The sequence below is a fragment of the Cupriavidus sp. GW822-FHT02D05 genome (genome assembly GCF_058802485.1).
Map to the genome: position 1 here is coordinate 94,963 of NZ_JBXAOE010000006.1, position 19,047 is coordinate 114,009.

The 19,047-nt window shown below is 57.5% G+C and carries 15 protein-coding genes; 10 read left to right on the forward strand and 5 right to left on the reverse strand.

Features of this window, described 5'->3' with window-relative positions:
* Together AC1RQK_RS09880 and AC1RQK_RS09885 are read left to right on the forward strand one after the other, a co-directional pair.
* Window positions 1-1,335, forward strand: a complete 1,335-nt coding sequence (locus AC1RQK_RS09880; RefSeq protein WP_492808813.1) for an MmgE/PrpD family protein — start codon at window positions 1-3, stop codon at window positions 1,333-1,335.
* Window positions 1,336-1,498: 163 nt separating this feature from the next.
* The gene (locus AC1RQK_RS09885; protein ID WP_492808815.1) at window positions 1,499-2,308 is read left to right on the forward strand and encodes an IclR family transcriptional regulator; all 810 of its coding nucleotides are present in this window, start codon (window positions 1,499-1,501) and stop codon (window positions 2,306-2,308) included.
* Between the two features lie 234 nt (window positions 2,309-2,542).
* Here the strand turns inward: AC1RQK_RS09885 and AC1RQK_RS09890 are convergent, their stop codons facing one another.
* From AC1RQK_RS09890 to AC1RQK_RS09905, 4 genes are all read right to left on the reverse strand, one after another.
* Entirely contained in the window at window positions 2,543-3,574 is a 1,032-nt protein-coding gene (locus AC1RQK_RS09890) for a glucokinase (RefSeq protein ID WP_492808817.1), read from the reverse strand.
* Window positions 3,555-4,250, reverse strand: a complete 696-nt coding sequence (gene pgl, locus AC1RQK_RS09895) for a 6-phosphogluconolactonase (protein WP_492808818.1) — start codon at window positions 4,248-4,250, stop codon at window positions 3,555-3,557. The genes AC1RQK_RS09890 and pgl overlap by 20 nt, the downstream gene beginning before the upstream one ends.
* 2 nt (window positions 4,251-4,252) lie before the next feature.
* A complete protein-coding gene (gene zwf, locus AC1RQK_RS09900; RefSeq protein ID WP_492809079.1) occupies window positions 4,253-5,707 on the reverse strand; it encodes a glucose-6-phosphate dehydrogenase in 1,455 nt (484 codons plus the stop codon).
* A gap of 461 nt (window positions 5,708-6,168) precedes the next feature.
* Window positions 6,169-7,998: a glucokinase gene (locus AC1RQK_RS09905; protein ID WP_492808820.1), complete on the reverse strand. Its 1,830-nt coding sequence runs from the start codon at window positions 7,996-7,998 to the stop codon at window positions 6,169-6,171.
* A gap of 962 nt (window positions 7,999-8,960) precedes the next feature.
* On the opposite strand from AC1RQK_RS09905, the gene AC1RQK_RS09910 reads away from it, so the two are divergent.
* From AC1RQK_RS09910 to AC1RQK_RS09925, 4 genes are all read left to right on the forward strand, one after another.
* Window positions 8,961-10,217 carry an ABC transporter substrate-binding protein gene (locus AC1RQK_RS09910; RefSeq protein WP_492808822.1) on the forward strand — a complete coding sequence of 419 codons (1,257 nt, stop codon included), beginning with the start codon at window positions 8,961-8,963 and terminating at the stop codon, window positions 10,215-10,217.
* A 64-nt stretch (window positions 10,218-10,281) separates the two neighbouring features.
* Entirely contained in the window at window positions 10,282-11,199 is a 918-nt protein-coding gene (locus AC1RQK_RS09915; protein ID WP_492809081.1) for a carbohydrate ABC transporter permease, read from the forward strand.
* 46 nt (window positions 11,200-11,245) lie between these two features.
* Window positions 11,246-12,049 carry a carbohydrate ABC transporter permease gene (locus AC1RQK_RS09920; protein WP_492809083.1) on the forward strand — a complete coding sequence of 268 codons (804 nt, stop codon included), beginning with the start codon at window positions 11,246-11,248 and terminating at the stop codon, window positions 12,047-12,049.
* A 2-nt stretch (window positions 12,050-12,051) separates the two neighbouring features.
* Complete coding sequence (locus tag AC1RQK_RS09925) at window positions 12,052-13,164, forward strand: ABC transporter ATP-binding protein (RefSeq protein WP_416046782.1); 1,113 nt, start codon at window positions 12,052-12,054, stop codon at window positions 13,162-13,164.
* A gap of 601 nt (window positions 13,165-13,765) precedes the next feature.
* On the opposite strand, the gene AC1RQK_RS09930 is transcribed toward AC1RQK_RS09925, so the two are convergent.
* A complete protein-coding gene (locus AC1RQK_RS09930; protein ID WP_492808824.1) occupies window positions 13,766-13,969 on the reverse strand; it encodes a hypothetical protein in 204 nt (67 codons plus the stop codon).
* A gap of 208 nt (window positions 13,970-14,177) precedes the next feature.
* Here AC1RQK_RS09930 and AC1RQK_RS09935 point away from each other — a divergent pair, with 208 nt between their 5' ends.
* The 4 genes from AC1RQK_RS09935 (at window position 14,178) to AC1RQK_RS09950 (ending at window position 19,025) form a co-directional block, all read left to right on the forward strand.
* Window positions 14,178-15,197 carry a porin gene (locus tag AC1RQK_RS09935; RefSeq protein WP_416046781.1) on the forward strand — a complete coding sequence of 340 codons (1,020 nt, stop codon included), beginning with the start codon at window positions 14,178-14,180 and terminating at the stop codon, window positions 15,195-15,197.
* A gap of 148 nt (window positions 15,198-15,345) precedes the next feature.
* Window positions 15,346-17,343 carry a glycoside hydrolase family 3 protein gene (locus tag AC1RQK_RS09940; protein ID WP_492808826.1) on the forward strand — a complete coding sequence of 666 codons (1,998 nt, stop codon included), beginning with the start codon at window positions 15,346-15,348 and terminating at the stop codon, window positions 17,341-17,343.
* Between the two features lie 43 nt (window positions 17,344-17,386).
* Window positions 17,387-18,535 (forward strand): alpha/beta hydrolase, encoded by a 1,149-nt coding sequence (locus tag AC1RQK_RS09945; protein WP_492808828.1) that lies wholly within the window; start codon window positions 17,387-17,389, stop codon window positions 18,533-18,535.
* A gap of 82 nt (window positions 18,536-18,617) precedes the next feature.
* Window positions 18,618-19,025 (forward strand): cupin domain-containing protein, encoded by a 408-nt coding sequence (locus AC1RQK_RS09950; protein ID WP_492808829.1) that lies wholly within the window; start codon window positions 18,618-18,620, stop codon window positions 19,023-19,025.
* Window positions 19,026-19,047 lie beyond the last annotated feature (22 nt).

A 19,047-nucleotide genomic window follows, 5' to 3' on the forward strand; every position in this document is an offset into this window, starting at 1 on the left:
ATGCGTGCAACCGAAGCCTTTAGCTCGTTTTTTGATGCAATGCGCAATGAGCCGCTGAAAGATAGCGTTGCTCATCACGCCAAGCGAGCCCTGATTGACTGGTATGCATCGCTGTTCCCAGGAGCTTTGGCGGATTCCGTGCAGAAACTCGAGGAGGTGCTCATCGAGGATCTTGACAGGGGGCGCGCTCGTCTCGCTCTGGGCCGGCGCGCGACTGCACGTGCGGCAGCGCTGATTAATGGTGCGGCAGCGCACGCGGCAGAAGTCGACGATAGCTTTCGTGAGGCAATGTACCACCCGGGGGCTCCCACGATTGCAGCAGCCCTAGCCTCTGCACAGGATGTGGGAGCAAATGGAGCGGATCTTCTCCGAGCTATTGTGGTTGGTTATGAAGTGTCGACGCGGATCGGCATGGTGATGGGTCGTGCCCATTACAAGTACTGGCACAGTACGGGGACCGTCGGGACCTTCGGCGCTGCAGCAGCTGCCAGCGTTTTGTACGGACTGGATGGTAGAGGTTTTGCTCATGCTCTCGCCACTGCCGCCACATTTGCGGCTGGCCTCCAGCAGGCATTTCGGATGGACTCGATGTCGAAGCCGCTCCATGCCGGTCGTGCGGCAGAGGCCGGTGTCTTGGCTGCGAAGGCTGCTCTGCATGGCATGACAGGTTCGCCGGATATATTAGACGGTGAGATGGGAATGGGCCGTGCGATGAGTGATGGCCCCGATTGGTCTTCCATTGCATCGACCATCGGCCAGGACTTCCATATTTGCCGCATGACTTTCAAGAACCATATCGGCTGCGGACACACTTTCGCCGCGATTGACGGCGGACTTGCTCTTCAACGTGCCCTTGGCGTTGCGGCCGACGATATTGCGCGAATACGTGTAGCCACGTATCGACCCGCGCTTGATATAGCGTGCTATGAAAGGCCAACCACTGAAAACGAGGCAAAGTTTAGTCTGAAGTATGTGGTTGCTTCAGCGTTGGCCCATGGCAGTGTACGATTGGCGGCATATAGCAAGGACCGGCTGGAGGATCCTGTCACCCGTGGCCTCATGGAACGAATGACCATAGCGGTGGATCCCGAGATTGACGCGATGTTCCCTCGGCAGCGTGCTGCGCGTATTGAGATAGAGACAAGATCCGGGGAGCGAGGATATTTCTTTCAGGCGAATCGGAAAGGAGATCCTGAGGAACCACTTACCGATGCGGATCTCGGAGATAAGCTGTTGGAGTTGGCATCGCCGATAATCGGTAGTGAGCGTTCGATAACGCTTCTCGAGAGAATTTGGGCTGCAGAAAACGCCGTTGATACTAGTTGGGTGGGTTGAGTGTTGCGATAAATTTTCGGAGATATATATTTGATAATTTAATAATGTTAAATAAGTATTTATGCAAAAAAGTATCTTATTTTAATTTTGTTTTTTGTCGATTGTTTAATTCGACGATAATTAGCGATATGATGGTTGATTGCTGGTCCCGGTGGGGGTGAGATTGGATGCACATGAAGCGACGATGAGAGCGCGTGGTAGGGCTGCAAATACGCTCGCCAACAGATCACTGGAGCGCGGAATGGAAATACTTCGCGCATTTAGACCTGGATCGGAGGTGTTGGGGAATGGAGAGTTGGCTGAGCGTACAGGACTTGCTCGCTCCACCGTAAGCCGTCTCACACAGACGTTGGTAGAGACAGGATTTTTGCAATATGATCCGGTGCTCCGTGCCTATCGTCTGGGAGCGCCCGTCCTAAGCCTTGCGAACTCGATGCGGTCTGGCTCCGCTGTACTGCAGGTGGCCACGCCGTTAATGCGCGATCTGGCTGAGCGGCAGCATGTGAACGTTGGAATCGCGGTAGCAGATCGCGATGAGATGGTCTACCTCGAGTCTTTGCGCTATGGTCGAAAGGCATCGCTACGTAATGTGGTAGTGGGGCAGAGAGTACCAATGGAGCTAACGTCACTTGGCCGTGCTTATCTAGCCGCCACCCCTGAAATTGATCGAGACGTATTGTTGGGGGGATTCAGTAAGCGGCTGCGTGCAAATTGGCCAATGCTTTGTAAAGAAATAAATGAAGCCATTAAGAGGGTGAGAAATCAAGGATGGTGCATTGCCAGTTGGCAACCAGAGGTGGTTGCGCTGTCAACTCCGTTAATCGCAAAGGGATACCCAATACACGTGCTTAACGTTAGTGTATCTACGAAAGAAACGTCAGAAATTGTAGCCGAATCTCTTGGTCCATTTCTCTTAGAGTTAAGGGATAGAGTATTGCTTAGATTCGAAGAGGAATTATTGGTTCGTTATTGAGGTATATTGATTTTTTGAAATGTAAAAAAGTAGGACTATAAAGATAGTAGTATGGTTTATGTTGATCGACCGCCTGTGTATGGTTAAATCAATGCGGGTATGGTGTTCCGATTCCGTTAAGTGAGGCTGTTGCTCGATAAGATATGTCGTGTCGCATCGGCTTCGATTTTATTGGTTGGAGTGTGGTTAGGGTGTTAATCTTTGGCGGTAGTCATTATCGAGAACGTTGGGCCCTTATCGGAAGGATTTGCCGGCAGCATTGCAATTTTCGTACTGTGCGGCCAATGCGTTAGCCAGATATGCTGATAGCCCGATTAATGCAGGGTATTGGGCATGTATCACAAAGACCGGAACGCGTTCCAGATAGGGCCTGAAGCGGCCCTTGTCTTCAAAGCGCTGACGGAACGGCGAAGATGCGAACGCTTTTCCGAGTTTTGGGACGATGCCGCCGCCAACATAGACACCGCCGCGCGCGCCGAGCACGAGTGTGACATCGGCCGCGACCGTACCAAGCATGGCACAGAACAGGTCGACTGCCTTGCGGCTGCGCCGATCTCCGGCTCGCGCAAGCGAGGTCACCATGGCGGCGTGACGCGGTGCGGCTTGAGCATCGCCCTCGAATGTCGCAAGCGCTTCGTCGATCAATTCTAGTCCGGGCCCAGATAAGAAACGTTCAGCCGACACGTGGCCAAAGCGCCGGCGCGCGAACTGCCACAGCCGGATTTCCTCGTCGTCGACCGGGGAGAAGCTGATATGTCCTCCTTCTCCCGCTAGCGCCACGGCATTGTGCCCGAAAGGAATCTGGCCGGAAACGCCGAGGCCCGTGCCCGCACCGACCAGCACGCGTGGTGCATGAGGGTCTGCCTCGCCGCCGCCGATCTGCTCCAGCGCCGACGGAGGCAGATATGGCAGTGCATGCGCGAGGGCGGTGAAGTCATTGATCACATGAAAACTGTCCAGTCCGAGCGTGTGCTGAGTGGCGCTGATCGAGAATGCCCAGGAGTGGTTGGTCATTTGCAGAAAGTCGCCAACCACCGGATTGGCGATGCCAATCGCAGCATGCCGTACCGATTGTCCTGCCTCACCTAGCGTAGCGAGGTAGGCGCGGGCCGCGGCTTCGAGAGACTGATAGTCGCGGCAGGCCTTCACGTCGATGTGGGCGAGCCGCATCGGGGCGACTTCGAGCGCGAAACGCGCGTTGGTGCCGCCCACGTCTGCGATCAGCCGGGGAAAATGCTCAGCCGGTTCAATTGCAGCGATAGACATCGAAGGGAACCTCATTCTGATGGATCAGAAAACTGACGGGTAGAGCCGCTGTGCGTGTTTGTGCGGCCCGCGCGAAGGCTTGCTGCTTGGCGTTGCCGGTGATTGCCAGCAGCAGGAACTGCGACCTCAGCAACGCCGTCAGATTCAGAGTAATGCGGCGGTGAGGCGCTACTCGTGGCGAGGTGACGACATAGGACGGGGGTTGGTCGAGCGATGTCGCTTGCGGCAATTCCGGCGGGTCCGGAAACAACGATGCCGTGTGGCCGTCATCGCCCATGCCGAGGAGGACGATGTCGGCTTGCACACGCTGCCGGTTGGCTTGCGCAAGGGCAGCGTGCAGGTCGGAGTCACTGGCCATGGGGCTGATCTGAGGCACCAGCGGCAGTAGGTGGGCCTGTGCCGCTTGGTCTTGCAGGAGGTGGCCAGCTACCAGCCGCGCGTTGCAGTCTGGATGTGCTGCTGGCACTGCGCGCTCATCGACTAGTGTAATTGTGACCTTGCTCCAGTCGAGCTTTTGGTGGCGGAGCGCGGTGAACAGGGGCAGGGGTGATCTACCGCCGGATACAGCCAGGCATGCTTGGCCCTGACGAGCGATCAGGTTGCGTAGCAGCTCAGATACTCGTGACGCCAGCGCAAGCGCTTGGGCTTGCGGATCATCAAAATTGAATACTTGCATACTCAGACTTCCTCGTGCCACGCGGCTCCGTTGCGCGATAGCAGCGCGCTTGATGCTGCCGGGCCCCATGTTCCTGCGGTATAGGGCTTTGGCGGCTGGGGCAAGGTCGCCCAGGTATCCAGGATGGGAGCGACCCAGCGCCATGCCTGAGCCTGCTCGTCGCGCCGCATGAACAGGCCGAGCTTTCCGCGGATCACGTCCAACAGCAACCGTTCATATGCGCCGGCCCGGCGGCCCTTGAATGATTCAGAGAAGTCGAGATCCAGCGATGTTTGCCTCAGTTCGACAGTGTCGCCCGGCTGCTTGACGAGCAGTTCAAGGCGAATGCTCTCTTCTGGCTGTAGGCGAATCACCAGCCGGTTTTGCGGCGATTGCGCAAGCGGGCGAGGGAATAGCGCGTGTGGCACATCATGAAAACGGATGACGATTTCTGCCACCCGCGATGCCATACGCTTGCCGGTACGCAGGAAGAAGGGCACGCCAGCCCAGCGCCAGTTGGCAATCTCGGCTTTGATGGCCACGAAGGTCTCGGTGCGGCTGTCGAGCGCTATGCCGTCCTCTTCAAGATATCCGGCTACAGGCTGACCAGCGACGGCGCCGGCGCGGTATTGGCCACGCACTGTGTTTGCGGCCACGTCTGCCGCGTGCATTGGCTTCAGGGCTTTGAGGATCTTCAGCTTCTCATCGCGGATCGCATCTTCCTCTAGGCTCGCTGGCGGCTCCATGGCCACCATGCACAGCAGCTGCAACAAGTGGTTCTGCACCATGTCGCGCAGCGCACCTGTACGATCATAGAAATCGCCACGCTGTTCGACACCAAGTTCCTCGGCAATGGTGATTTGCACGTCGCGGATCCACTCACGGCGCCAAAGTGGCTCGAGCAGCGCGTTGCCGAATCGGATCGCCATCAGATTCTGTACGGACTCCTTGCCCAAGTAGTGGTCGATTCGGTAAATCTGCGTCTCGTCGAAGAAGCGGCCGACCGAGGTGTTGATCGTTTCGGAGGAGGTGAGGTCGTGGCCGAGGGGCTTTTCCAGAACCACACGCACGTTTGGCGTGTTGAGCCCGACGCGGGCCAATTGCTCGCAAATTGTGGTGAACAGATGCGGGGCGGTCGCCAGATAGCACACCGCGACGGGCGCGGCGCTCTCTGCCAAGCGGGCAGCGAGCGCATCGAAGCCACATGTCTCCCGTACGTCAATCTGAATGTAATCGATGCGGGCGATGAACTCGAGCCAATTTGATTCGGTGGCGCCATCCAGTTTCGGCCGCACCTGCCGCTCCAGTGCACCGAGGTAATCGGCGCGAGTTAACGCTTGGCTCCCGGTCGCCACGATGCGTCCTCGTGCGCTTAGATGCCCGTCGCGATGCGCATCGAATAGCGCCGGTAGCAGCTTGCGCTTGGCAAGGTCTCCCGTGCCGCCGAAGAGCACCATATCGAAGTCTGGCGTGGACACAATCATTTCCCTCTTGTGGGCGCAAATCGCCTCTCATGTTTCTGGATTGTAGTAATACTACAATACTTAGGGGGGAATCACTAGCTGACGCCATCGGGTTGTTTGATGCTACGTGAATTTTCTGCTGTACAGGTAAGCCACCGAGCGCGGTGAGCGGGGGGAGGAGGTTGAGTGTAGTAATATTACTAATTCAGATTGGGTCCAAAGACACACCGCCGCCTATTCGTTGTACGCGAGGCTTGCACAACGCTCGGACGATGTGCGATCTACCTACATGCCCTGAACGGCTGCATTGTTGCCGCTGGGGATGGCTGCCCAGAAGTTGGGCGGGGCGGTCGAGATTCAACTTGGCGCAGGCAGGAAGCGTAGGGCAATAGGGGCAGCGTCGGGCGCGCCCCGGTCCATTCGCGAATTTCTACAGGTCTCGCCGGTGGGATCGAGGGGATTGGTGTAGTCCTCCCTTACTTCGACAGAACCCTGCCCCGGCGCACCGCCACACCAACGGCGATGATGTCGACAATGGCTAGGTGACGCATGCGTGTGATCATGGACATATCACAGTGCTCTGCCTCGAGTGGGTCGGTATCTAGCGTCACGGTGGCCAGCGATGCCAGAGGCGAGCCGTGCACGGTGATCGCGACAACGCTGGCCCCGGTCTGCAGCACAGCTTCGGCCATCTCTAGTACGGGGGGGGTACAGCCCGAGCGCGAAATGATGACCACCACATCTTCTGCGCGCAGCAAGTTGATCGATAGCGATTGCAGGTGGGGATCGTTGTAGGCGTTCGATGGTATTCCTAGGCTCAATAACTTGACATAGGCGTCCTGCGCCACACTTGCGGAGGTGCCAAAACCGTAGACCGCCACACTTCGTGCGCGGTCGATTAGTTCGATGGCCCGCTCAATTCCAGGGAAGTCGAGCCGTTCGCGCAATTGGATGAATGCGGATACGGCATTGTTTAAGACCTTCGCGCCGAAGTCGTTCGTGGTGTCACCTGCATGCACCTCGCTATGGCGGATGGGAATCGTACCGGTCAGCCCTGCCGAGAGCTTAAGCTTGAAGTCAGAAAGACCTTGATAGCCGAGGGAGCGGCAGAAGCGAATGACCGTCGGTTGGCTGACATTGGCCTTGCGTGCGAGATCGGCAACAGGATCGTTAAGTGCCGCGCGCGGGTGATCCAGGACCAGATCCGCTACCTGCCGTTCTGCGGGCGATAGAGTGTGGCGCGCTTGGCGGATGCGATCGAGTAGGCCGTTGTTGGCGTGCTCGCGCAACTGCTCCGCTAGGATCGCAGCAGCGCCGTAAAGTGCAGGTGTCTCGGCGGTGATGACGAAGGTTGGCACCTGCTGCAGGTAGGCGTTGAACCGGCCCTTGTGCTCAAAACGTTGGCGGAAGCTCGATCGCGCGAACAGATTGCCGAGGCGGGGGACCACCCCGCCCCCGATATAGATGCCACCGAGTGCACCGAACGTGACGGCGACGTTGCCGGCAAAGGTGCCGAGCATGGCGCAGTAACGGTCGACGGCTTCAGCGCAGCCTGGGTGGTCGCCACGGATCGCATGTGCAACGATCTCGGCGGTATCCCAGGCTTCGGCGGCCTTGCCTGCTTGCTCGCATACCACTTCGTATACCAGGCGCAGCCCAGGCCCTGCGGCGAGTCGCTCGACAGAGACATGCGGATAGGTTTTCCAGGCATGCTGCAGTAGTGCAATCTCGAATTCATCGGACGGCGAAAAGGAGGCGTGACCGCCTTCGCTGCCGAGTGCTATCCACCGATCCTCTGCTGGAATTAGCCCAGATACGCCGAGGCCTGTGCCCGCGCCGATCAGGCCAATCACACCGTTCTGGCGTGGGCTTCCCCCTCCAATCTGGACGCGGTGCGCCTCCGAAAGGTGCGGCAGCCCCATGGCAAGTGCTGTGAAGTCATTTACAACCAGCAACGTCTCGAGCCCAAGTTTGCGACGGGTAGTCTCGATGGAGAATGACCAATCACGGTTGGTCATGCGCACGCGGTCCCCGTCGATGGGATTGGCTATCGCCACTGCGGCATGTCGGATCACCTTGCACGCGGGTGGCTCGCCCGCCGCGCGCTCGGCATCGCAATCCGCGTAGTAGGCAAGCACTGCCTCCTCCAATGAGCGATAGAGGTTCGACGGATAGTGACGGATTTGCTCGAAATGGGCTGGCTGCGTTTGTCGCGCAAAGCGGACGTTGGTACTGCCGATGTCCGCCAGGAGGCGATCGCCTCCGGAAAACTTGTTGAACATGGTGTTCGTGGCGACTGCGGCCATGCGCCGTGCTCCAGGTTGCAAATTTCGAACGTTACTGGTTGGCGTCATTTGGTGCAAGAGTTCTATCGTGGTAGCGGAATCGAGTCCCGGCCGTACGCCAGAACGCGCCAGGCAGGCATTGCAACGTCCATTCTCGCGGAGGCGTTCAGACGGTCGTTGAACGCTGCGGACGTTCTTTGTGGCGGTCATAGTCGAGGCCGGGTAGATCTATACAACCGTCCCGCCGAATGGTGGGGTGTTTGCGCCTGCGTCCAGTTGCAAGCTTGACGTGCGCTGCGCCAGGCTGCACCGGATCATCCGCGGATGCCAACGACTGACCAGAGGGTCCCCATCGGCCCGGTCGCGCCTCGATCAGTGCTCACATGTGCCTCTTGCGGCACTAGAAGGGGGTGCATTGCTGGTCAACGCAGAGATCCTTACTCCCCACTATTGTAGTATTGCTACTATCTATTGGGAAGCGGTCGCTGAGCGGATGAATAGCATCCACGCGGTGGGAATTTCACCTGTGAGTGGCAGTAGGCTGTCATTGATACCAACGTGAACACGGATTACGCCGTGCCGCGAGTTCTTGGGATTTACCCTGATTTCCATTTGTATGTAATAAAACTACTATCCAACCAAGGGCAGACACAAAAGTGTTGCTTGGAGGCAGCATGTCGTTGCCCCCGCCACATACCAAGCCCGCACTTGGCTTCATGGCGATGACGGCGGCTTAGAGGAGAGTGCGCTCGCGATGAGCGTCTGACGCCAGACACGATTCGCTAGCATGCCGTTGTATGAAGTCACGATGGCGAGGCTGGCACTGATGTGGGTGCACCCACAGCCTTTGTTTCGTTGGGCTGCACTACGACCCAGCACAGTTGCCGTGTCGAGCATGGCAATGCTGTTGGACAGATGTTCTGCACCCTAGTACACGCATGCCCCCGCGAGGCGCAAGTAACACAATTCAACAGGAATTCCGTATGACCCCGATGTTTTTGCGTGCCAGCGGCATAACCGTAGCGGGCCTCGCCTTGAGCGCTGCGTTTCCTTCCTTCGCAGGCGAAGTGGAAGTGCTGCACTGGTGGACCTCCGGCGGTGAGGCTCGCTCGGTCTCCGAGTTGAAAAAGACAATGTTGCAGAAGGGAGATACCTGGAAGGACTATGCCATCGCGGGCGGCGGCGGAGATAACGCCATGACGGCCCTCAAGACCCGCGTGGTCTCTGGCAAGGCGCCGACCGCCGCGCAAATCAAAGGGCCGCAGATCCAGGAATGGGGCAAAGAGGGCACCCTTGCAAATATCAATGCCGTAGCCGAGGCCGGCAACTGGGACAAAGTGTTGCCGCCAGTTGTGGCCGACATCATGAAGTACAAGGGCAACTATGTAGCCGTGCCGGTGAATATCCATCGTGTTAACTGGTTGTGGATCAACCCGGAAGCGTTGAAGAGGGCCGGCGCCACCGTGCCGGTGACGATGGATGATTTCTTCGCCGCCGCCGATAAACTGAAAGCAGCCGGCATCCAGCCACTTGCGCACGGTGGACAGCCGTGGCAGGACGCCACGCTCTTCGAATCGATTGCTCTAGGTGTCGGTGGCGCGGATTTCTACCGAAAGGCCTTTGCGCAATTGGATCCGGTTGCCCTGGCTGGCCCGACCATGGTCAGAGTGTTTGAGGCTATGCAGCGGGTAAAGGGCTATATCGATAAGGGCGCCGCTGGCCGAGATTGGAATCTCGCCACTGCGATGGTCATCAACGGCAAGGCCGGCATGCAATTTACCGGCGACTGGGCAAAGGGTGAATTCACTGCTGCCAACAAGCAGCCCGGCAAGGACTATCTATGCGTGGCCGCGCCCGGTACGGGCGGGTCATTCACATACAACATTGACAGTCTGGCGATGTTTGTCCAAAAGGACAAGGCCGCGCAGATCTCACAAGCCCACTTGGCTGAAGCGGTGATGAACCCGGCTTTCCAGGAGGCCTTCAGTCTTAGCAAGGGCTCGATCCCGGCTCGCGTCGATGTGCCAATGACAAAATTCGACGATTGTGCCAGAAAATCGGCCGCTGACTTGCAGACTTCCTTGAAGGCTAATGCGCTGTTGCCCAGCTTTGCGCACAAGATGGCAATGTCTTCAGCTGCCGAAGGTGCGGTGATGGACGTGATCTCGCAATTCATGAATTCGAACATGACCCCGCAGAAGGCAGCCGAACGGATTGCCAAAGCGGCACGGACGAAGTAATGGGTACGTGAAGCAGATGATGAAAACCCGCAATTCCGGCCTACCGCTCTCGCATCCCGAACCGATGGAGAATGTGTCGATACCAACTTCCAAAGGCCATTCTGGCATTCGCCGCTTTGCAGATACCTGGCTGCCCAGGCTGGTGTTGTCGCCAACCCTAATCGTCTTCCTGATCTTTGTCTATGGTTTCATCGCGTGGACAGCGTGGATCTCGCTGACCGACTCGCGCATGCTGCCGAACTACGAGTTCGTTGGACTGACGCAGTATGTCTCCCTGTTTGACAACGAGCGGTGGTGGAGTGCAGTAAGGAATCTCGGGATGATTGGTGGACTGTTTATCAGTGTCTCGATCGCCCTCGGGCTACTGATGGCCGTGATGCTCGATCAGCGAATCCGCGCCGAAGGTGCCCTGCGCACGATCTACCTGTACCCGATGGCGCTTTCCTTCATCGTCACTGGTACCGTATGGAAGTGGATACTGAACCCCGATCTCGGACTGCAGAAACTTGTTAACGACTGGGGATTCCCGAACTTCATATTCGACTGGCTCGTTGATCCGGACAAGGCTATCTACACCGTGGTGATCGCTGGCGTCTGGCAGTCATCCGGATTCGTGATGGCACTTTTCCTCGCGGGACTTCGCAGTGTTGACGACTCGATCATTAAGGCGGCGCAGATCGATGGTGCGCGGATGCCGACCATCTATCTGCGTATCGTTATCCCCAGCCTACGGCCGGTCTTTTTCAGCGTGATGTTGATTCTCTCGCACATCGCGATTAAGAGTTTTGATCTTGTGATGGCACTAACCAATGGTGGTCCGGGTACATCCACCGACGTACCAGCTATCTTCGTATATCAGTTTGCGTTCACACGCAGTCAACTTGGTCTCGGCGCCGCGTCGGCGATGATGATGCTGATGACCATTGTCGCCGTGCTTGTACCGTTGATGTATCTCGAAACCCGGAGTGCCCGTCGTGTCTAAGCACCTTTCTCCTGGCCGCATCCTCCTCTATCTGGCGCTCGTGGGGATGGCGGCATACTACCTCATGCCGTTGTACGTGATGCTAATCACGTCATTTAAGTCGCTTGATGACATCCGTACCGGCAATTTACTGTCGCTGCCCAACGAGTGGACTAGCTCTGCATGGTCTGCAGCATGGGCGAGCGCATGTACGGGTATCGAATGCGACGGCATGCGCGGTTACTTCTGGAATTCGGTGAGGATGACCGTGCCCGCAGTGTTGATCTCTACAGTTGTTGGTTCTCTGAATGGCTACGTGCTGTCGATGTGGCGCTTCCGCGGATCCGATCTCTTGTTCACGCTATTGCTGGTGGGCTGCTTCATCCCATTCCAGGTTGTGATTCTGCCAATGGCACGGCTGCTGGGCTTGGCGGAACTGTCGGGCACGGTCAGTGGGCTGATCCTTGTTCATATCATCTATGGACTGGCCTTCACCACGCTATTTTTCCGCAACTACTATGTGACCTTGCCGGATGAACTAGTGAAGGCCGCGCGCATTGACGGTGCCGGCTTCTGGCTGATTTACAGCCGCATCGTGCTGCCACTCTCGATGCCAATCTTCATGGTCTGCATCATCTGGCAGTTCACGCAGGTGTGGAACGACTTCCTGTTCGGCGTTGTGTTCGCGGGAGGCGAAGCGCAGCCGATTACGGTAGCTCTGAATAATCTGGTCAATATCTCGACAGGGGTCAAGGAATACAACGTCGACATGGCTGCGGCGATCATAGCCGCGCTTCCGACACTGTTTGTGTACTTTGTGGCGGGTCGATATTTCGTGCGCGGCCTTACCGCAGGCGCTGTCAAAGGATAAACATGGCTGCACTTTCAATTCGCAACATCCGCAAGATCTACAGCAACGGCGCTGACGTACTGAAAGGTATCAACATCGATATTGAAGACGGCCAGTTTCTGATCCTGGTTGGCCCTTCCGGTTGTGGAAAGTCGACACTGCTGAACATGATCGCCGGTCTCGACGATATTTCTAGCGGCGACATACATATCGGTGAGCGACGCGTCAATGACCTACAACCGAAGGACCGTGACATCGCAATGGTTTTTCAATCATATGCGCTGTATCCATCGATGAGTGTGCGCAGCAACATCTCCTTCGGCCTGCAGATCCGCAAGATGCCGAAAGCCGAAATCGACAAAACCGTCGACCGTGTCGCCGACATGCTTCAGATGCGCCATCTGCTCGATCGCAAGCCTTCGCAGCTATCTGGGGGCCAGCGTCAGCGCGTGGCGATGGGCCGGGCGCTCGCGCGCAACCCGGCGGTGTTTCTATTCGATGAACCGCTGTCGAACCTCGACGCCAAACTCCGGGTTGAGATGCGTCTCGAGATTAAGATGATGCACCAACGGCTCAAGTCGACCATCGTATATGTCACGCACGACCAGATCGAGGCGATGACGCTCGGCGACCGCATCGCGGTCATGAAGGACGGTTTCGTGCAGCAATTCGGTACTCCGCAGGAAATCTATGACAACCCCGTCAACCGCTTCGTCGCTAGCTTCATCGGGTCCCCGCCAATGAATTTTATTCCTACTACATTGGTGGAGGCAGGCGGCGGTATCGGCATCGCGTTGAAGCATGGAGATTCGGTCACAAAGGTGATGCCGCTATATGCAGACGATGCCGCGTTGCGGCCCCACCTCGGCAGGCAAGTGCTACTCGGAATTCGCCCGGAACAGATTACCGACACGCAGACTGCTCATCGCACCGATCTGCCGGTGCTCGACTGTGTGGTCGATATGATTGAGCCAACTGGGCCGGATACCCTTGTATTCGTGACGCTAAACAACTCAAAAGTCTGCTGTCGCACCCACCCCCGCGAAGCAGCGGTGCCAGGGAATCGGATGTCGCTGGTGATTGACCTCGGAAAGGCCGTGCTGTTCGACCCGGAAAGTGAGGAAAGGATTGTATAGGGGACACAAAGAGGAAATCAATTTTCCTTTATGTTTCGTTGTAGTCATTTTTCATTAAAAAATTTCGAGTGATTTTTATATTGGAATTTTTAAAAACAAAAGAGATTGTATTTTGTGAGCGTTGATAAATTAACCTGGCTATTAATGCACATATAAAATTGTTGTTTTTGTAATCGCCAGGCTGGCTGAGAATGGTGATGTCGATAAAAGATATCGCAGGAGAGAGTGTATCTCTTTAATTTTCACTTTGAATGAGTCCGTATATTTCTCCGTTCGATGAGCGCAAGATGGAAGATGCGCAGCGAACGCGGAATTTGAAAATCACGGCGAAAATTAACTGCAAAGTTGAAATTGCCACATGGGTATCCAACAGTACCCTTGGGTAAATACGTCCCGTGAATCACTAGGTTTTATGTGTAGATATATATAGGTGAAGTTGCAAATATTTATTTATCAATTGATAAATATTGCGAGGTTACTAATTTCCATGTGACGGAATTTATGGTGTTCGCGTGGGAAAATTAGGTATAGCCCCCTCATTTCCATTGGGTGGAAATGAGGGGGCTATTTGAAGGGAGGAAGAAACCGAAGAAATCAGTTTTCATGTGTTTGCCTTGAAGGCGATCCCCCAGATCGCGCCCCACCCCGGTGCAGCATTGGCAAGTGTCTCGATGCATTGAGTGCGTTCCGCAGCCCCAAGGCAGTGAATGGATCGACCGAACAGCCGAGCTTCTTGCAGATAGTTCTGCTCGGTCGAAGTACCAATCAAGCTTGTGTCATCCCATTGATTGTGAATTGATTGCATGAGTCGCACTGCCCGATGGCACGATCGATGCAGATAGGTTTCTTGTGTGCTGCGTTTGCGCCCTCACCATGCGGCGGGACGAAATTTCCGCGCGGTCCCTAAGACTCCCTTCGGCACGTCGTGCTTCCAGGGAGTCGAAGACGCAGCGTATATGCAGTGACCTGCTTGCAAAGATCAATACAACTAGACTTCCCCTCTGGAGCATGTAGTGAAGAAATCAGCATTCCTTCTGCCGGCGCTTGCCGTGTTCACAGGCGTTGCCTCGGCGCAATCGAGTGTGAACTTGTTCGGCGTTGCCGACGTAGCGGTGCGCCGCGTCAGCAATGGCGTCGATCCTACCTATAGCATGGGCAGTGGTGGGCTGGCTGCCAGCCGATGGGGTATCCGCGCGCAGGAAGATCTAGGTGGCGGTATGGCCGCGGGGGCGTGGCTAGAAGGCACGGTGAACGTCGACGACGGTAGCGGAAACAGCGCGCGATTCTGGAACCGTCGCTCCACCGTAAGCTTGATGGGCCCTTTGGGTGAGGTCCGGTTGGGTCATGACCTGACGCCAGGCTACACGTCCTTTGCTGAGTTCGATACCTTCGGCGTCAGCGGCTTGGCCGACCAGGGCAAGTTCTACTCCACCGCCTTTGGCAGTGGCATCGAAGCTACCGGCCTGTGGGCGCGTGCAGACAATATGGTGAGCTACTTCACGCCCAACAGCCTCGGCGGCTTCTACGCCAACTTGGCAGTGGCGCTCGGCGAAAGAAAGCCGGCCCAAAAGTACACGGGTGGTCGGGTTGGTTATGCTACGGGCCCGGTCAACGTCACAGTTGCCTACAGCGTATTCGATGGGTTGGGCGGCAACCTCACGCGCGCTGCGGTTGCTGGATCCTATGACCTGAAGGTGGCCAAGTTCTTAGGCTCGATCGTACGCAGCAATTACATTGACGCATCACGCCTTGTGGCCCAGGTGGGCGTAGTGGTGCCAGTTGGACAGGCTGGGAATGTGCGGGCCAACTACACACGTGTCAATGAATCGGGCACATTGAACGGGGCATCGATCAACCAGAACCACGCCACCCAGATCGCCGTAGGGTACACCTACGAATTCTCAAAACGCACCACCTTGTATGCCACGCTTGTGAGCCTTAGCAACGCTGGCAATGCGGCTTTCGGGCTGGGCACGCCACCTGCGGGGCGCTTGTTGCGTGGGGCTGAGTTTGGCATGAGTCACCGTTTCTGACTTGCTCAGCGAAGCCGCACAACGCGTGCTACATCGGAGGCAAGCCGCACGGTGGCGCACTCCCGCCTGCATTGTCCAGAACGACCAAGACCTCTCACTGCTTTGCCTCCTTCTGGAAACCCGTTTTTACATTGGACTCCGTCAAGTCATGATTACATTCTCCCTGAAGCATGGGGCCATCTGGGTTGGCCTGTCTGTTCTGGCCACCGCAACCCTTTACGGCTGCAGCACCTTGTCCTCGGCTGTGCCAAGTCAGCCTGTGCTCAAGAGCCAGTCCATCCAATTCCTGCAGGTAGACGGCCTGAAATTCAAGGATTTGAACAAGAACGGCATGCTCGACGCTTACGAGGACTGGCGCCGACCATCGGCTGAACGCGCGCGAGATCTGGTTGGCGAGATGACCCTCGAGGAGAAGGCCGGCACAATGATGCATGCCAATCCGCCGTCGACGGCGTCGTCCACGATCCCGGGTGCCGGAACGGCCTGGGAGGTCCCGGGAATCACCAGCTTGCTGCTCGACAAGCACATTACGTCCTTTCTCAACCGGTTGAGTACCGACGTAGCGGACATGGCCACGCAGTACAACGGCCTGCAAGCGATTGCCGAGAAGGGCAGGCTGGGCATTCCGGTCTCCCTGAGTACCGACCCTCGGAGCCAGTTCCGCTATGCGCAGGGCGTGAGCGTCAAGTCCGGTGCATTCACGCAGTGGCCAGACCCTGTAGGGTTTGCGGCTATTGGTGATGCCAACCTGGTGAGCCAATTTGCCGATAGCGTGCGGCAGGAGTATCTGGCCGTAGGCATTCGCATCTCTTTGGGGCCACAGGCGGATCTGACGCTAAACCCGCGCTGGCATCGAACCAACGGAACGTTTGGCAGTGATCCGCAACTGGCCACGCGCCTGGTGCAAGCCTATGTCAGTGGCATGCAAGACGGCAGCCAGGGCATAGGCCGGGATAGCGTGGTCTCGGTGGTCAAGCACTGGGTAGGATATGGCGCGACGATGCCAGACGGTTTCGATGCGCACAACTACTACGGCCGGCACCTGGCCGTGACGTCGGCTGACATCGAGAATCACATCCTGCCTTTTACCGGTGCCTTTGCCGCCCGGGTGGGCGGCGTGATGCCATCCTACGGCCAGCCGCTGGAGAATCTCAGGATCCAGGGCAGTACGGAGCCGATCGAGCGTGTGGGCGTGGGCTTCAACAAACAGATGCTGACCGAGGTACTGCGTGGCCGCTTCAAGTTCGATGGTGTGATCGTGTCCGACTGGCAGATCATGGATGACTGCACTGCGGTGTGCCAGTATGGAGCCAAGCCGGGGCAGAAGCCCGCCCCCATCGACATGGCCATGCCCTGGGGAGTGGAGCATCTCAGCAAGCCAGAGCGCTTCGCCAAGGCGGCACAAGCGGGGGTGGACCAGTTCGGTGGTTCCAAGGAGCCCGAGATCATTGTTGGACTGGTGAAATCGGGCCGGCTGAGCATGGCTGTAGTCGATGCGTCGGTGCAGCGCATTTTGGCGCAGAAATTCCAGCAAGGCCTTTTCGAGAATCCGTATGTGGATGTGGCTGATGCCACCCGCATCGTGGGTAACCCGGCCTTTAAAGCCATGGCACTGAGCGCGCAGCGTCGCTCAGTGGTGCTGATCAAGAATGGCCAGCAAACGCTACCGCTGCGCGCCGCCAAGGCTCGCAAGGTCTATCTGTATCAGGTTGATGCCGACGTGGCCCGCCAGCGTGGCTTTACGGTGGTACAGCGTCCTGAGGATGCCGACGTGGCCATTATGGCCCTATCCACGCCTTTCGAAGTCCTACACCCGAACTACTTCTTCGGTGCGCGTTACCGGGAAGGCGACACCGGCTTCAAGTCCGGAGATCCGGCCTTCGAGGAATTCAAGCGCATCAGCGCCAAGGTGCCGACCGTGGTCTCGCTGTACCTGGAGCGACCGGCAGACCTGAGCGGCATCGCAGGCTCCGCCGCCGCGATTGTCGGCAATTTTGGCATAGGCTTCGATGCCTTGTTCGATGTGCTGACTGGCGAGCAGACACCCGGCGCCAAGTTGCCCTATGACCTGCCGTGGACCAATCGGGACACGTTGCCCGTTGCAAGTCCGGTCGCCTACCGCCGAGGCCAAGGTTTGAACTATTGAGGTTTGAGACGTGCTTGCACGCCTTTCATTCAAGGAGTTTCCTATGCACACTAAGTACTCAACACGCCTGGTTGCCGCGCTTCTTGCCCTCGCGGGCACCGCGTCGCTCGCGGATGCTGCACCCTTTGGCCCAGAGCAATTCACGCCCACCAAGGTTACCCGCCATGCTTCGTTCTATGTTGGCGGAGATTACGTGGGCGAGGCCGGAAAGGAGTTGATGGCCGGACAGATGTATGTGCAGGCCTGGGCGCCGTCCAAGGTCAAGCACAAGTACCCTCTGGTACTGTTCCATGGCCTGGGCCAAACCGCCACCAATTGGATGGGCACGCCCGATGGACGCAAGGGATGGGCTGACTACTTTGTAGACCAGGGCTATGTGGTCTACATGGTTGACCAGCCTAGCCGAGGCCGTTCACCCTGGCTGCCTGAGACTGGCGGCAAGCTGCGCACTAGCGATTTGTCATTGGTGCAAAAGCTGTTTACGGCTTCGGAACAATACAAGGCGTGGCCGCAGGCTGAGAGGCACACCCAGTGGCCAAGCGAAAGCGCTACCCCTGGCAAGCGCGGCGACCCGCTATTTGATGCCTTCTACGCTGGCATCGTGCCGTCGCTGGCGGACAACAAACAGAGCGAGCAATTGGTGCAGAAGGCGGCCTCCGCGCTGCTTGACAAGATCGGTCCGGCCGTGTTGCTGGTGCATTCACAGGCAGGCTTGTTTGGCTGGTCGATCGCCGATGCGCGACCTCAGTTGGTGAAAGGCATCGTTGCGGTCGAACCTTCCGGTCCACCGTTCCAGAACGCTACTCAGGCCACCCGCGAACTGGCCTGGGGACTGACCAATATCCCGGTCCGCTACGCGCCGGCAGTCAACGACCCCGCCGAGATCGAGATCGAGCAACAGGCGGAAGCCGATGGCAATGGCTTGGTTAAATGTTGGCGGCAGCGTGAGCCGGCTCGCCAACTGGCCAATTTGCGGCACACACCGGTGCTGGTGGTCACTGGCGAGGCCTCATACCACGCCCCTTATGACCACTGCACCGCGGCCTTCCTCACCCAGGCGGGGGTACCGACTACCTTCTGGCGCCTCGAACAGCAGGGGGTTCGGGGCAACGGCCACCTGATGATGCAGGAGAAGAACAGCCTTGACATCGCCGAACGCCTCAACGGCTGGATCACGCGCAGCGTGAAGTGATGCCGCGCTGCGGCGACGGATGTCTGGCGATGGGCAAGAGGTCCGCGCCGGCTCCCTTCAACCCTTGGAGAACATCGATATCATGAGACGTACCCTTGCTTCACTTAGCCTGTGCATGCTGGGTGGATGGATGGCAGCCGGCCCCGCGGCCGCGCAGTCCCAATCCTTGCCCACCGAGCGTGTCGGAGTCAATGGTAAGGAACTCGCAGCGGTCAAGCTGCCCACTGACTTCAGCGTCAGCAAGGGCCGTACCCTGCGGATGCGCGAGGTGACAATCGCACCTGGCGGCATTCTGCCGATGCACAGCCACGCCGACCGGCCCTCGGTGTCCTATGTGCTCAAAGGCACGCTGACGGAATACCTTGACGGCGAAACGGAGGGCAAGCAGATCGGTGCCGGGCAGTCATACGCCACTCAGGGCGCTAGGATGCATGCTCTGCAGAACAAGGGGGACGTGCCTGCGGTGTTCTTGGAGGTGGACTTGCCCTGAGGTTATATCGCGGACTTATTGG